Origin of the sequence: Streptomyces sp. BR1 (genome assembly GCF_052373795.1) — a bacterium.
In the GTDB taxonomy this organism is placed as follows: Bacteria; Actinomycetota; Actinomycetes; order Streptomycetales; family Streptomycetaceae; genus Streptomyces.
The window spans coordinates 3,024,004-3,036,830 of record NZ_CM126252.1 but is presented as its reverse complement, the minus strand read 5'-3'; the positions used below and the strand labels follow the sequence as shown (position 1 = coordinate 3,036,830).

The following is a 12,827-nucleotide window of genomic DNA, read 5'->3' as shown; positions in this document are numbered from 1 at the left end:
CAAGATCCCCCAAACGGTCATGCGAAACTTTTCACATGTCCGTGAGTCCTGCCCATCCCCGCCGTCGCGCCTTCCTGCTGGTCACGGCAGCCGCGGCCGCCGGTGCGCTGACCCTGACCTCGTGCAGCTCCGGCGGTACGTCCGGCGGCTCCGGCGACACCAAGTTCGTCACCGGCACCGGCGGCATCGCGACGGTCGCCAAGGGCGACCGGCACAACGCCCCGGACCTGTCCGGCGAGACCGTCGACGGCAAGAAGATCGATGTCGCCGACCTCAAGGGCAAGGTCGTCGTCCTGAATGTGTGGGGTTCGTGGTGCGCGCCCTGCCGGGCCGAGGCCCCGTATCTCGCCAAGGTCGCCAAGGACACCAGAGCCAAGGGCGTCGAGTTCGTGGGAATCAATACCCGCGACACGGACAAGGGCCCGGCGGTCGCGTTCGAGCAGCAATTCGGCGTCGACTATCCGAGCCTGTACGACCCGATCGGCAAGCTCATTCTCCGCTTCCCGAAGGGAAGTCTGAATCCGCAGGCCATTCCGTCCACGATCGTGCTCGACCGGAACGGGAAGATCGCGGCCCGGGCGCTGCTCGCGCTCGACGACACCAAGCTCCACCAGATGATCGACCCGCTGATCGCGGAGAAGTGATCTCGTGGACGCGTCCCTGACCGCACTGGCCGCCCAGTCGACGCCCGGCATGAACGACACGGTCCTCAGCGGGGCCCTGCTCGTCGCCCTGCCGGTCGCCGTGCTCGGCGGTCTCATCTCGTTCTTCTCGCCCTGCGTCCTGCCGCTGGTGCCGGGCTACCTGTCGTATGTGACGGGGGTGACCGGCACCGATCTCGCGGAGGCCAAGCGCGGCCGGATGGTCGCCGGGGCGAGTCTGTTCGTCCTCGGGTTCACCGCCGTCTTCGTCTCCGGCGGCGCCCTGTTCGGCTTCTTCGGCCAGACGCTCCAGGAGTACAACGACACGATCTCCAAGGTCCTGGGCGTGCTCATGATCTTGATGGGCGTCTTCTTCATGGGCCTGATGCCCTGGCTGACGCAGCGCGAATTCCGGTTCCACAAGCGGCCGGTGAGCGGTCTCGCGGGCGCGCCGATACTCGGCGCCCTCTTCGGCGTCGGCTGGACGCCGTGCCTGGGTCCCACGCTCACCTCGGTGAACGTCCTGGCGATGGACCAGGCGAGCGCCGGTCGCGGGGCCATACTGACCGTCGCGTACTGCGCCGGTCTCGGACTGCCGTTCGTGCTGGCGGCGGTCGCCTTCCGCAAGGCCCTCGGCGCCTTCGGCTGGGTGAAGCGGCACTACGTGTGGGTGATGCGGACCGGCGGCGGCATGATGATCGCCACCGGTCTGCTGCTGCTCACCGGTGCCTGGGCGGAGCTCATCCAGCAGGTGCAGGTGTGGTCCAACGGCTTCCAGGTGGGTGTCTGATTGATGAGTAGGACCGAAGCGGCCCCGGAGCGGGCGTCGGAGCAGGACACGGAAACGAGCGAGGCGGCGGACCGCGCCAAGGAGAGCGCCGAGCACGATCTCGGCGAGGCCGGCGCGCAGCTGTCCACGGCCCCGGCCGAGGAGCTCTCCAACGGCCCGGTCGGCATCGGCGTGATCGGCTGGATCCGCTGGCTGTGGCGCCAGCTCACCTCGATGCGGATCGCGCTGCTGCTCCTGCTGCTGCTCTCGCTCGGCTCGATCCCCGGCTCGCTCATCCCGCAGACCCGGGTGGACGAGCTGAAGGTCGCCGACTTCGAGAAGCGGCACACCACGCTGTCGCCGATCTACGAGAAGCTCGGCATGTTCCACGTCTACAGCTCGGTGTGGTTCTCCGCGATCTACATCCTGCTGTTCGTGTCGCTGATCGGCTGCATCGTCCCGCGCACCTGGCAGTTCATCGGCCAGCTGCGCGGCCGCCCGCCGGGCGCGCCCCGGATGCTGACCCGGCTGCCCGCGTACACGACGTGGCGCACCGAGGCCGACCCGGAGCAGGTCCGCGAGGCCGCGGCCGCGATGCTGAAGAAGCGCCGCTTCCGTACGCATGTGGTCGGCGACGCGGTCGCCGCCGAGAAGGGCTATCTGCGCGAGGCCGGGAACCTGATCTTCCATGTCTCGCTGATCCTGATCCTGGTGGCGTTCGCCGTCGGCCAGCTCTTCAAGTCCGAGGGCGGCAAGCTGATCGTCCAGGGCGACGGCTTCTCCAACACCCTCACCCAGTACGACGACTTCAAGTCCGGCTCGCTCTTCAAGAGCGACGACCTGGCGCCCTTCAGCTTCACCCTGGACCGCTTCGACGCCACGTACGAGCGCAACGGGCCCAACCGCGGCACCGCGCGCGAGTTCGTCGCCCACGTCACGTACTCCGAGGGCGCCGACGGCAAGCCGAAGAAGAAGGACATCGAGGTCAACAAGCCGCTGATCGTCGACGGCTCGAAGGTCTACCTCCTGGCCCACGGCTACGCGCCGACGGTCACCGTCAAGGACGGGCGCGGCAAGGTCGTCTTCCACGGCTCGGTGCCGCTGCTGCCCATCGACAACAACATCTCCTCCAGCGGCGCCATCAAGGTGTACGACGGCTACACCGACGCCAAGGGCAAGTGGGACCAGCTCGGCTTCGCCGCGTTCTTCGTGCCGACCTACGGCGGCAAGGGCAACGGGACGATGTTCTCCCAGTTCCCCGCGCTCGACTTCCCGGTGCTCAACGTCGGCGCGTACCACGGCAGCCTCGGGGTCAACTCCGGGCTGCCGCAGAACGTGTACCAGCTGGACACCGACAAGATGAAGCCGTTCAAGGACGCCGACGGCAAGGTCCTCAAGAAGACCCTGCTGCCCGGTGAGTCCCTGGACCTGCCCGACGGTGCCGGGTCGATCACCTTCGACAAGGACATCAAGCAGTGGGCGAGCTTCCAGATCTCGCAGCAGCCGGGCAACGAGCTCGCGCTGACCGGCGCGATTCTGGCCATCGCGGGCCTGGCCGGCTCGCTGTTCATCCAGCGGCGCCGGATCTGGGTCCGGGCCGTCACCGGCAAGGACGGCGTCACCGTCGTCGAGATGGCGGGCCTGGGACGCAGTGAGTCCGCCAGGCTCCCCGAGGAGCTGGCCGATCTCGCGGTCACGCTCATCCCCGAGGCGCCGACCGCGCCCGATCCCGCAGCTGAGCCCGCCGAGGACAAGGCTGCTGTACCTGCCACCTCCGAAGGGGCTGAGAAGTGAATCTCGCCGCCACCACCAACGAGAACCTCGCGCACACCAGCAACTACCTGATCTACTCCGCCATGGCGGTCTATCTGCTGGCGTTCTTCGCGCACATGGCCGAGTGGATCCTGGGCAGCCGCAGCAAGGTCGCCCGCACGGCGGCCGCGCTCACCGCGGGCCCGGACGCCGCCGAGACCGGCTCCGGCACGGTGAAGGTGCAGGTCGCCAAGAAGGGCGGCGGCACCGCGGTCCTGGAGCGCCCCAAGGTCGTCACCCGCTCCGGCGCCGGCAACCGTGACGTACCGGACGGCCCCGGCGCCGCCGGCGGCGACGCCAAGGGCGACCTGTACGGCCGTATCGCGGTGTCCTTCACCGTCCTCGCGTTCCTCGTCGAGTTCGGCGGCGTGCTCACCCGCGCGCTGTCCGTGCAGCGGGCGCCGTGGGGCAACATGTACGAGTTCAACATCACCTTCTCCACGGTGGCCGTCGGTGTGTACATCGGCCTGCTCGCGATGAAGAAGGAAGTGCGCTGGCTCGGCCTTCCGCTGGTCACCTCGGTCCTGCTCGACCTCGGCCTCGCGGTCACCGTCCTCTACACCGCGAGCGACCAGCTGGTGCCCGCGCTGCACTCGTACTGGCTGTGGATCCACGTCTCCACCGCGATCTTCTGCGGCGCGGTCTTCTACGTCGGCGGCGTCGCCACCCTGCTCTACCTCTTCCGCGACAAGTACGAGGCGAAGCTGGCGGCGGGCGGACAGCCCGGCAGGTTCGCCACCTCGGTCATGGAGCGGCTGCCCTCGGCCGCCTCGCTCGACAAGTTCGGGTACCGCGTCAACGCGGCGGTCTTCCCGCTGTGGACGTTCACGATCATCGCGGGCTCGATCTGGGCCGGTGACGCGTGGGGCCGCTACTGGGGCTGGGACCCCAAGGAGGTCTGGTCCTTCATCACCTGGGTCGCGTACGCCTGCTACCTGCACGCGCGGGCCACGGCGGGCTGGAAGGGCCGCAAGGCGGCGGCGCTCGCGCTGATCGCCTTCGGTTGCTGGCTCTTCAACTACTACGGCGTCAACATCTTCGTGAACGGCAAGCACTCGTACGCGGGTGTCTGACCGCACTGGTACGCGGGCGTCCAGCCCCTCCCGTACACGGGCGTGAAGCCTCTGAAGCCGGGTCCGACCGTCAGCACAGGCGTTCGGGCCCGGCTTCGGTGACACTGGTGGCATGACGCACATGACGGACGTGATCCCTCATGGCACCAGCGAGCCCCACGACGGCGCCTGGCTCCTGCGCTACGAGCTCCATCTCCCGCGCCCGAGGACCCGGGTCTGGGCCGCCGTCGCCACCCCCGAGGGCCTGCCCGGCTGGCTCTGCGCCGCCGACGTACTGGAGCCGCGCCTCGGCGGCGCGGTGACGCTGCGCTGGCTGAACGGGGAGCCCGATGCCGTCCACTCCGGGCAGGTCACGGCCTGGTTCCCGGAGCGGGTCGCCGAGTACACGGTGGACCTGCACGGCCGCATCCGCTTCCACCTGGAGCCGGAGGGCCCGGCGGGGACGGTGCTGCGCTTCACCAACGAGTTCCCGGGCGAGGACGCCCTGCGCCTGGACTGCCTGGCCGGGTGGCACCAGCACTTCGAGTTCCTGGCGGACGCGCTCGACGGCCGCCCCAAGGACTGGTCGACCTGGACCCTGGAGCGCTGGCGCGAGCTGCGCGACACGTACGAGCGAGCCGCGGTCGCCCGCCAATAATCGGCCGCTAACGGCCCTTCGGATCGTCCTCGTCGCGCTTGTTCAGCGACGCCAGGAACTCCGGGTTGTCGTCCGGTGCCGTCCAGCCGCCGCGCTGCGCCGTGGTGCGACGCGGCCGACCGGCCACCAGCCAGGCGATCGGGCCGAGCAGGACCTCGCCGAAGAGCAGGATCACGATGACCCACACGACCTTCGGCAGGCCGCGGACCTCGTTCTCCGGGGTGTTGAGGCAGTCGATGAACGCGTAGATCCACAGCGCCAGGACCAGCAGGAACGGCAGATACCTGAGCATGTTCGGGAGGTCCCCCCAGGGAACGGCGGCGGGGCTTGTGGCGGCCCCGGTGACCGGCCCAGGGTAACCGGTGCCCGATACTTGACCCCATGGCTTACGACGATCTCCGCTCGCTGCTCCGCGCGCTGGAGCGCGAGGGCGACCTCATCCGCATCAAGGCCGAAGTCGACCCGTACCTGGAGGTCGGGGAGATCGTCGACCGGGTCAACAAGGCAGGCGGCCCGGCGCTTCTCTTCGAGAACGTCAAGGGCGCCTCGATGCCGCTCGCGATGAACGTGTACGGGACCGACCGGCGCCTGCTCAAGGCCCTCGGCCTCAAGGCGTACGAAGAGATCAGCGAGAAGATCGGCGGGCTGCTCAAGCCCGAACTCCCGCAGGGCTTCGTCGGGGTGCGCGAGGCGTTCGGCAAGCTCGGCTCGATGGTCCACGTACCGCCGAAGAAGGTGAAGGAGGCCCCCGTCCAAGAGGTCGTCCTCACCGGCGACGACGTCGACCTCGACATGCTGCCCGCGCTGTTCACCTGGCCCGAGGACGGCGGCTCGTTCTTCAACCTGGGCCTGACCCACACCAAGCACCCCGAGACGGGCGTGCGCAACCTGGGGCTCTACCGCCTCCAGCGCCACGACAAGCGCACCATCGGGATGCACTGGCAGATCCACAAGGACAGCCGCAACCACTACGCGGTGGCGGCCAAGAAGGGCGAGCGGCTGCCGGTCGCGATCGCCTTCGGCTGCCCGCCCGCTGTTACGTACGCGTCGACGGCGCCGCTGCCCGGGGACATCGACGAGTACCTGTTCGCCGGGTTCATCCAGGGCAAGCGGATCGAGATGGTCGACTGCAAGACCGTGCCGCTCCAGGTCCCGGCCAACGCCGAGGTCGTCATCGAGGGCTGGCTTGAGCCGGGGCAGATGCTGCCCGAGGGCCCGTTCGGCGACCACACCGGCTTCTACACCCCGCAGGAGCCGTTCCCGGCGCTGACGATCGACTGCGTGACGATGCGGAAGCGTCCCCTGATCCAGTCGATCGTGGTGGGCCGCCCGCCGACCGAGGACGGCCCGCTGGGCAGGGCGACGGAGAGGTTCTTCCTCCCCCTCCTCAAGATCATCGTCCCGGACATCGTGGACTACCACCTGCCGGAGTCGGGCGGCTTCCACAACTGCGCGATCGTCTCGATCGACAAGAAGTACCCCAAGCACGCGCAGAAGGTGATGCACGCGATCTGGGGCGCGCACATGATGTCGCTGACGAAACTGATCGTGATCGTGGACGCCGACTGCGACGTCCACAATCTGCACGAAGTGTCCTGGCGGGCCTTCGGCAACACCGACTACGCCCGTGACCTCACCGTCGTGGAGGGCCCGGTCGACCACCTCGACCACGCCTCCTACCAGCAGTTCTGGGGCGGCAAGGCGGGGATCGACGCGACGGCGAAGTGGCCCGAGGAGGGCTACACCCGGGACGGCGGCTGGCCGCACATGGTCGAGTCGGACCCGGACACGGCGGCGAAGGTCGACCGCCGCTGGAAGGAGTACGGCCTCAAGTGATGAGTGCTTCCGCAGCAGCGGTCCCGCAGCCGGGCCGCACAAAAGCCTTCCTCCGCCTGGTCATGATCGAGCACTCGGTCTTCGCGCTGCCCTTCGCCTACATCGCCGCGCTGACCGCGATGTTCCAGCTGGACGAGCAGATCCACTGGGTCAAGCTGCTCCTGGTCACCGTCGCCATGGTGGGCCTGCGCACCTTCGCGATGGCCTGCAACCGGATCATCGACCGCGAGATCGACGCCCGTAACCCCCGTACCGCCAACCGCGAGTTGGTCACCGGCGCGGTGAGCGTGCGGTCCGCCTGGACCGGCGCGCTGATCGCCGTGGTGGTCTTCCTCGGCGCGGCCGCGCTGCTCAACCCGCTCTGTCTGGCGCTGGCGCCGGTCGCGGTGATCCCGATGGTCGTCTATCCGTACGGGAAGCGGTTCACCGACTTCCCGCACGCGATCCTGGGGTTCGCCCAGGCGATGGGGCCGGTCGGCGCCTGGCTCGCCGTCACCGGCGAGTGGTCCGGGGACGCGGTGATCCTCGGGCTCGCCGTCGGCGTCTGGATCGGCGGGTTCGACCTGATCTTCGGCAGCCAGGACGTCCAGGCCGACCGCGCCGACGGCGTGAAGTCGGTCCCGGCCCGCTTCGGTGTCCCGGCCGCGCTGTACGGCGCGCGCGTCTGCCACGCCGTCACCACGGCCCTGCTGGTCTGGTACGCACTGGCGACGGACGCCGGGGCGTTCTTCTGGATCGGCCTGGTGATCGTGGCGGCGGCGTTCCTCTACGAGCACACGATCGTCAAGCCGCACGACCTGTCCCGCCTCAACCGGGCGTTCTTCACCACCAACGGTTTCATCGGGATCTCGCTGTTCGTCTGCGCGCTCCTCGACCTGCTGGTCCGCGGGCTCTCGGTGTGACCGCTCCCGCCCCCGTGCCGCCGGATAGGCTCGGACACGTGGAGCAGGTGAACATACACGGTCAGCGAGAAGCGCCGGGGGCTCGTACGCCCTGGGTCGTCGGGGTGTCCGGGGCGTCCGGGACGCCGTACGCGGCTGCCGTGCTGCGGGGGCTCATCGACGCGGGCGAGAGCGTGGACCTCGTGGTGTCGCGGGCCTCGCGGCTGACCCTGCTCGACGAGACGGGGATCGCCTTCCGTGACGCGCACTGGCGCGACGATCTCGCGACGTGGCTGGCGCGGGGGGCGGACGGGAAGCCGGGGACCTTCGACGTGGGCGGTGCCCGCCTCGACGACGTGCGGTACTGGAGCGCCGGGGATCTCGGCGCCGGGCCGTCGTCCGGTTCGTACGCCGTGCGCGGGATGCTGATCGTGCCCGCCAGTACGGCGTCGGTGGCCGGGGTGGCTCTCGGGCTTTCGAAGGACCTGTTGCAGCGGGCCGCGAGCGTGACGCTCAAGGAGCGGCGGAAGCTGGTGGTCGCGGTGCGGGAGACGCCTCTGAACGGGCAGACCCTCAAGCACCTGGTGACGCTGGACGAGGCGGGCGCAGTGGTGCTGCCCGCCTCTCCGGCGTTCTACGCGGGGGCGACACACATCCAGGATCTGGTGGACTTCGTCGCCGGGCGGGTGCTGGACGCGGCAGGCGTGCCGCACAGCTTGTACCGCCGTTGGGAGGGAGAGCTCGGAAGCGGCTCTCGTCCTCCTGGTTAGCGCTTCTTGGCGGCGCGCTTGGCGGCGCGGCGCTGAGCGGCGGTGGGCTGGTGGGCACGCGAGCGGTTGGCCTGGTCCTGAAGCTCGCGCATACGGGCGTAGGCCATCTCGATCGTGTACACGGTGTCAACACTCCTGAAAGATCGTCTTTGATCTGCTGGAAAATCATGCAAGCAGCTGAATGATTCACAGGGCGTCGACCCTGTGTACCTTAGATTCTACACCTAAACTCGCGGTATTGCTGAACAATGGAAGGCTTCAGGCATATGGACGCCGTGGACAGGCAGCTCATCCAGGCCCTGCGGGAGAACGGCAGGGCCTCCTACGCCGAGCTCGGCCGGCTCGTCGGTCTCTCCGGGCCCAGCGTCACCGACCGCATCAACCGTCTTGAGGCGGCCGGCGTCATCACCGGCTACCGCGCCACCGTCAACGCCGCCTCGCTCGGCCTCGGTGTGACCGCGCTCATCGGCATCTCGCTCTCGGACGCCGCCGACCACGAGGACGTGGCCCGCCGGCTGCGCGATCTGGAGGAGATCGAGGACTGCTGGTTCATCGCCGGCGACGACTCGTACATGCTCAAGATCCGGGCCTCGGACGTCGACGGCCTGGAGAAGACCATCCGGCGCCTGGGCTCCACCAAGGGCGTCTCGCGGACCCGTACGACCATCGTGCTCTCCACCAAGTGGGAGAACCGGGTCGGCGAACTGCCCGAGTAGTCGGGGGCGTACGGTGGTGGGGCCTGTGTACGGAGATATTTGGGAGGCCGCCGCATGACCGCATCCATCACAGATGTGGGCTTCAAGCGCGAGCTGGAGGCGAAGGTCCGGGCCGGGGAGCGGCTGTCCCGCGAGGACGGCGTCGCGCTCTACGAGTCGGACGACCTGGCCTGGCTCGGCGGCCTCGCGCACGAGGTGCGCACGCGCAAGAACGGCGACGTCGTCCACTTCAACGTCAACCGGCACCTCAACATGACGAACGTGTGCACCGCGTCGTGCGCGTACTGCTCGTTCCAGCGCAAGCCGGGCGAGAAGGACGCGTACACCATGCGCATCGAGGAGGCCGTCCGCCTCGCCAAGGCGATGGAGAACGAGAACCTCACCGAGCTGCACATCGTCAACGGGCTCCACCCGACGCTCCCTTGGCGCTACTACCCGCGCTCGCTGAAGGCCCTCAAGGAGGCCCTGCCGAACGTCGGCCTCAAGGCGTTCACGGCGACGGAGATCCACCACTTCGAGACGATCTCGGGGCTGACCGCGTCCGAGATCCTCGACGAGCTGATCGACGCGGGCCTCGAATCGCTGACCGGCGGTGGCGCCGAGATCTTCGACTGGGAGGTCCGTCAGCACATCGTCGACCACAACACCCACTGGGAAGACTGGTCGCGGATCCACCGCCTCGCGCACGAGAAGGGCCTCAAGACCCCCTCGACGATGCTGTACGGGCACATCGAGGAGCCCCGGCACCGGGTCGACCACGTCATCCGGCTGCGTGAGCTCCAGGACGAGACCGGCGGCTTCCAGGTCTTCATCCCGCTGCGCTACCAGCACGACTTCGTGGACATGCAGGACGGCAAGGTCCGCAACAAGCTCCAGGCGCGCACCACGATGGCGACCGGCGCCGAGGCTCTGAAGACCTTCGCGGTCTCGCGCCTGCTCTTCGACAACGTGCCGCACGTCAAGTGCTTCTGGGTGATGCACGGCCTGCAGACCACCCAGCTCGCGCTCCAGCACGGCGCCGACGACATGGACGGCTCGGTCGTCGAGTACAAGATCACCCACGACGCGGACAACTACGGCACGCCCAACAAGCTGACCCGTGACGACCTCCTCGACCTGATCCGCGAGGCCGGTTTCCGCCCGGTCGAGCGCAACACCCGGTACGAGATCATCCGCGAGTACGACGGCCCGGACCCGGCGCTGCGCGAGTCGCCGCAGGCGATGCGGATCTGAGGGCTTCGCTGTGTCACTGACCTTCGAACTGGACCCGTCCGTCACCCCGGAGCTGCGCGACGGGGTCCTGGCGCTGTGGGCCGACGTGTCCAACGCCGGGGGAGCGGTCGGCTTCGTGCCGCCGGTCTCGGCCGAGGACGTACGCCCCGAGCTGCTCAAGCACCTGACGGGGATGGCCGAGGGCCGGGTCCGGCTTCTGGTCGGCCACGACGAGGACGGGGCGGTCGCCGCCGCCACCTTCATCGCGCACAACACGCACGGCCTGATGCGGCACTGGGTCTGGGCGTACACGGTCATGGTCCACCCCCGCCACCAGGGCAAGGGGTACGGGCAGCAGCTGATGGCGGCCGTCGCCGACGCCGCCCGCTCCTTCGACGGGATCGAGGCGATACGCCTGACCTGCCGGGGCGGGCTCGGCCTGGAGCGGTTCTACGCGTCCTGCGGCTACAAGGAGGTCGGGCGGGTGCCCGGCGCGATCCGTGTGGCGCCCGGGGACGACCGCGACGACATCTTCATGCTGCTCCCGCTGAATTGATCCAATAGGGGACATGCTTCACTGGACGGACAGGCTTCACTGGACGGACAGGGAACGCCGAACCCAGAGAGAAGGTCAGCAGTGAACATCGCCAAGCCGAGCGCGACCGTCCGGTACACCGCGATGCGCATCGCCGTCTTCATGGGCTGCCTGGTGTTCGTGGCGGCCCTCGTCCACTTCGGGATCATGCCCGCGGGTCTGGGCGACGCCAACGCCATCTGGGTCGTGCTGCTCGCCCTGGTCCTCTCGGCCCCGCTGAGCTTCGTGCTGCTGCGCAAGCAGCGCGACGAGATGTCGGCGCAGATCGTCACCAAGGTGGAGTCGGCGAAGGCGAAGCTTGAGGCGAACCGCACGCAGGAAGACGGCGTGACGCAGTAACAGGCTTGGTTTCAGGGCCCGTTGGCCCTCGTAACAGGGCCGACTTCCCCCGCGCTTACCCTTACCCGGACGTAGGACGGCGCGCCGGGGAGGATGCGGACAGATGGGTGCAGCTGCGGGTGCGGGGAAGGCCAAGCGGATGCCGCGGGCCGTGCGCGAGCAGCAGATGCTGGACGCGGCGGTGCGGATCTTCGGCCGGCGCGGGTACCGGGCCGCCTCGATGGACGAGATAGCCGAGGTGGCCGGCGTCTCCAAGCCACTCGTCTACCTCTATCTCAATTCCAAGGAAGAACTCTTCACCGCAGTGATCCGGCGGGAGGCCCGCGCGCTGGTGAGCGCGGTACGGGCCGGGGCCGAGCCGAACGCCCCCGCCGACGCGCGGCTCTGGGCCGGGCTGCGCGCCTTCTTCCTCCACACCGCCGAGAACCCCGACGGCTGGGCGGTCCTCCACCGCCAGGCCCGTACGCACGGGGAACCCTTCGCCGCCGAGGTCACGGTGATGCGGGAGGAGATGGTGGCGTTCGTGACTGTCTTGATCGCCGCGGCGGCCCGTGAGGCCCACTCGTCCGAGCCGGAACTGGCGTCCCGAGACGTCGGCGGCCTCGCCCAGGCGCTGGTCGGCGCGGCGGAATCCCTGGCGGACTGGGCGAACGCGACTGAGGGGGTCTCGGCGAAGGAAGCTGCGGCGACGCTGATGAACTTCGCGTGGGTGGGGCTGGGGAACCTGCGGGAGGGCGAGCGCTGGATGCCCGGGGGATGCCCGGGGGCTGAGAAGGCGCCGGATTCTTTCGGCTGAAGGCGGTGGGGCGGGCGTACGTTCCGCGCCTGTTGTCTTGACGGCCGGTGAGCGGGGAGGGGGTCGGGGCTTCCGGGTCGGGGAAGGCGTGAATTGGCCAACGGTCCCCGAATTCAGGTCGAAGGGAAACGGGGATATGTGCTGTGCCCCGGCCAAGATGAATTCCGATGCACGACTTGAAGCCCCCGTTACGGGACGGGCCGTCGCGGATTAGGTTGAGGGCGCTCGATCAACATCCGTCGCTGGCAGTCAAGGAGGATTCATGGCCGAGAGCTTCATTCTGTCGCCGGGTCTGTACGTGATCAAGAATGTCGCGTACGACGACCGTGTGGTGGACGTCCGTGACGCCCGCACCGAGCCCAACACGCCCATCATCGGGTACTCGTACCACAAGGGTGACAACCAGCAGTGGGAGATCGAATTCCTCCCCGGCAACCAGTACCACCTCAAGAGCAAGCTGCACGGCGGCGAGTTCGGCGAGCTCTTCTTCGCGCTGAGCCTGATCAAGATCTTCCCGCCGCTGATCGCGACGCAGCCGTACCCCCAGCAGTGGTCGATCGAGCCGGTCGGCTCCGGCCAGTACCGGATCCACTTCCCGTACATGGACGGCGTGGTGACCCTGCGCCAGGAGACGGAGAAGACCCAGCTCACCATTGAGCCGTGGGAAGGCCGCGAGAACCAGAAGTGGCGCTTCGAGAACGTGTGACGGATGGGATAGCGGCTACGCCGATTACCAATCGGCGTAGCCGC

16 protein-coding genes are annotated in these 12,827 nt (G+C 68.6%); 14 read left to right on the top strand and 2 right to left on the bottom strand.

The genetic code is table 11. From position 1 onward, the window contains the following. The first annotated feature begins 35 nt into the window (after nucleotides 1–35). From ACT1U9_RS13090 to ACT1U9_RS13070, 5 genes are all read left to right on the top strand, one after another. Nucleotides 36–644, top strand: a complete 609-nt coding sequence (locus tag ACT1U9_RS13090) for a TlpA family protein disulfide reductase (protein ID WP_444538474.1) — start codon at nucleotides 36–38, stop codon at nucleotides 642–644. A gap of 49 nt (nucleotides 645–693) precedes the next feature. Further along, nucleotides 694–1,431: a cytochrome c biogenesis CcdA family protein gene (locus ACT1U9_RS13085; RefSeq protein ID WP_444539095.1), complete on the top strand. Its 738-nt coding sequence runs from the start codon at nucleotides 694–696 to the stop codon at nucleotides 1,429–1,431. 3 nt (nucleotides 1,432–1,434) lie between these two features. After that, nucleotides 1,435–3,204: a cytochrome c biogenesis protein ResB gene (resB, locus tag ACT1U9_RS13080; protein ID WP_444538473.1), complete on the top strand. Its 1,770-nt coding sequence runs from the start codon at nucleotides 1,435–1,437 to the stop codon at nucleotides 3,202–3,204. After that, entirely contained in the window at nucleotides 3,201–4,295 is a 1,095-nt protein-coding gene (ccsB, locus tag ACT1U9_RS13075) for a c-type cytochrome biogenesis protein CcsB (RefSeq protein ID WP_444538472.1), read from the top strand. The genes resB and ccsB overlap by 4 nt, the downstream gene beginning before the upstream one ends. 121 nt (nucleotides 4,296–4,416) lie before the next feature. After that, the gene (locus ACT1U9_RS13070) at nucleotides 4,417–4,932 is read left to right on the top strand and encodes an SRPBCC domain-containing protein (RefSeq protein ID WP_444539094.1); all 516 of its coding nucleotides are present in this window, start codon (nucleotides 4,417–4,419) and stop codon (nucleotides 4,930–4,932) included. A gap of 7 nt (nucleotides 4,933–4,939) precedes the next feature. Here the strand turns inward: ACT1U9_RS13070 and ACT1U9_RS13065 are convergent, their stop codons facing one another. Continuing rightward, on the bottom strand, nucleotides 4,940–5,224 hold the full coding sequence (locus ACT1U9_RS13065) for a PLD nuclease N-terminal domain-containing protein (RefSeq protein WP_444538471.1): 285 nt from the start codon (nucleotides 5,222–5,224) through the stop codon (nucleotides 4,940–4,942). Between the two features lie 89 nt (nucleotides 5,225–5,313). Between ACT1U9_RS13065 and ACT1U9_RS13060 the strand changes: the two genes are divergently transcribed. Genes ACT1U9_RS13060 through ACT1U9_RS13050 form a run of 3 tightly spaced genes read left to right on the top strand, consistent with a single transcriptional unit; the run spans nucleotide 5,314 to nucleotide 8,419 of the window. Continuing rightward, nucleotides 5,314–6,768: a menaquinone biosynthesis decarboxylase gene (locus tag ACT1U9_RS13060; protein WP_444538470.1), complete on the top strand. Its 1,455-nt coding sequence runs from the start codon at nucleotides 5,314–5,316 to the stop codon at nucleotides 6,766–6,768. Beyond that, the gene (gene mqnP, locus ACT1U9_RS13055; protein ID WP_444538469.1) at nucleotides 6,768–7,670 is read left to right on the top strand and encodes a menaquinone biosynthesis prenyltransferase MqnP; all 903 of its coding nucleotides are present in this window, start codon (nucleotides 6,768–6,770) and stop codon (nucleotides 7,668–7,670) included. Before ACT1U9_RS13060 ends, mqnP begins: the two co-directional genes overlap by 1 nt. Nucleotides 7,671–7,708: 38 nt before the next feature. Then, entirely contained in the window at nucleotides 7,709–8,419 is a 711-nt protein-coding gene (locus tag ACT1U9_RS13050) for a UbiX family flavin prenyltransferase (RefSeq protein WP_444538468.1), read from the top strand. On the opposite strand, the gene ACT1U9_RS13045 is transcribed toward ACT1U9_RS13050, so the two are convergent. Continuing rightward, nucleotides 8,416–8,541, bottom strand: coding sequence for a hypothetical protein (locus tag ACT1U9_RS13045; RefSeq protein WP_444539324.1), 126 nt, complete (start codon nucleotides 8,539–8,541; stop codon nucleotides 8,416–8,418). The two genes, ACT1U9_RS13050 and ACT1U9_RS13045, sit on opposite strands and share 4 nt — an antisense overlap. A gap of 144 nt (nucleotides 8,542–8,685) precedes the next feature. Here ACT1U9_RS13045 and ACT1U9_RS13040 point away from each other — a divergent pair, with 144 nt between their 5' ends. The 6 genes from ACT1U9_RS13040 (at nucleotide 8,686) to ACT1U9_RS13015 (ending at nucleotide 12,783) form a co-directional block, all read left to right on the top strand. Beyond that, nucleotides 8,686–9,135 (top strand): Lrp/AsnC family transcriptional regulator, encoded by a 450-nt coding sequence (locus ACT1U9_RS13040; protein WP_067160265.1) that lies wholly within the window; start codon nucleotides 8,686–8,688, stop codon nucleotides 9,133–9,135. A 54-nt stretch (nucleotides 9,136–9,189) separates the two neighbouring features. Beyond that, nucleotides 9,190–10,368 carry an aminofutalosine synthase MqnE gene (gene mqnE, locus ACT1U9_RS13035; protein WP_444538467.1) on the top strand — a complete coding sequence of 393 codons (1,179 nt, stop codon included), beginning with the start codon at nucleotides 9,190–9,192 and terminating at the stop codon, nucleotides 10,366–10,368. A 10-nt stretch (nucleotides 10,369–10,378) separates the two neighbouring features. Continuing rightward, nucleotides 10,379–10,903 carry a GNAT family N-acetyltransferase gene (locus tag ACT1U9_RS13030; protein ID WP_444538466.1) on the top strand — a complete coding sequence of 175 codons (525 nt, stop codon included), beginning with the start codon at nucleotides 10,379–10,381 and terminating at the stop codon, nucleotides 10,901–10,903. A gap of 81 nt (nucleotides 10,904–10,984) precedes the next feature. Next, the gene (locus tag ACT1U9_RS13025) at nucleotides 10,985–11,281 is read left to right on the top strand and encodes a DUF4229 domain-containing protein (RefSeq protein ID WP_444538465.1); all 297 of its coding nucleotides are present in this window, start codon (nucleotides 10,985–10,987) and stop codon (nucleotides 11,279–11,281) included. 103 nt (nucleotides 11,282–11,384) lie between these two features. Further along, nucleotides 11,385–12,077: a TetR/AcrR family transcriptional regulator gene (locus ACT1U9_RS13020; protein WP_444538464.1), complete on the top strand. Its 693-nt coding sequence runs from the start codon at nucleotides 11,385–11,387 to the stop codon at nucleotides 12,075–12,077. A 262-nt stretch (nucleotides 12,078–12,339) separates the two neighbouring features. After that, nucleotides 12,340–12,783 carry an RICIN domain-containing protein gene (locus ACT1U9_RS13015; RefSeq protein WP_444538463.1) on the top strand — a complete coding sequence of 148 codons (444 nt, stop codon included), beginning with the start codon at nucleotides 12,340–12,342 and terminating at the stop codon, nucleotides 12,781–12,783. Nucleotides 12,784–12,827 lie beyond the last annotated feature (44 nt).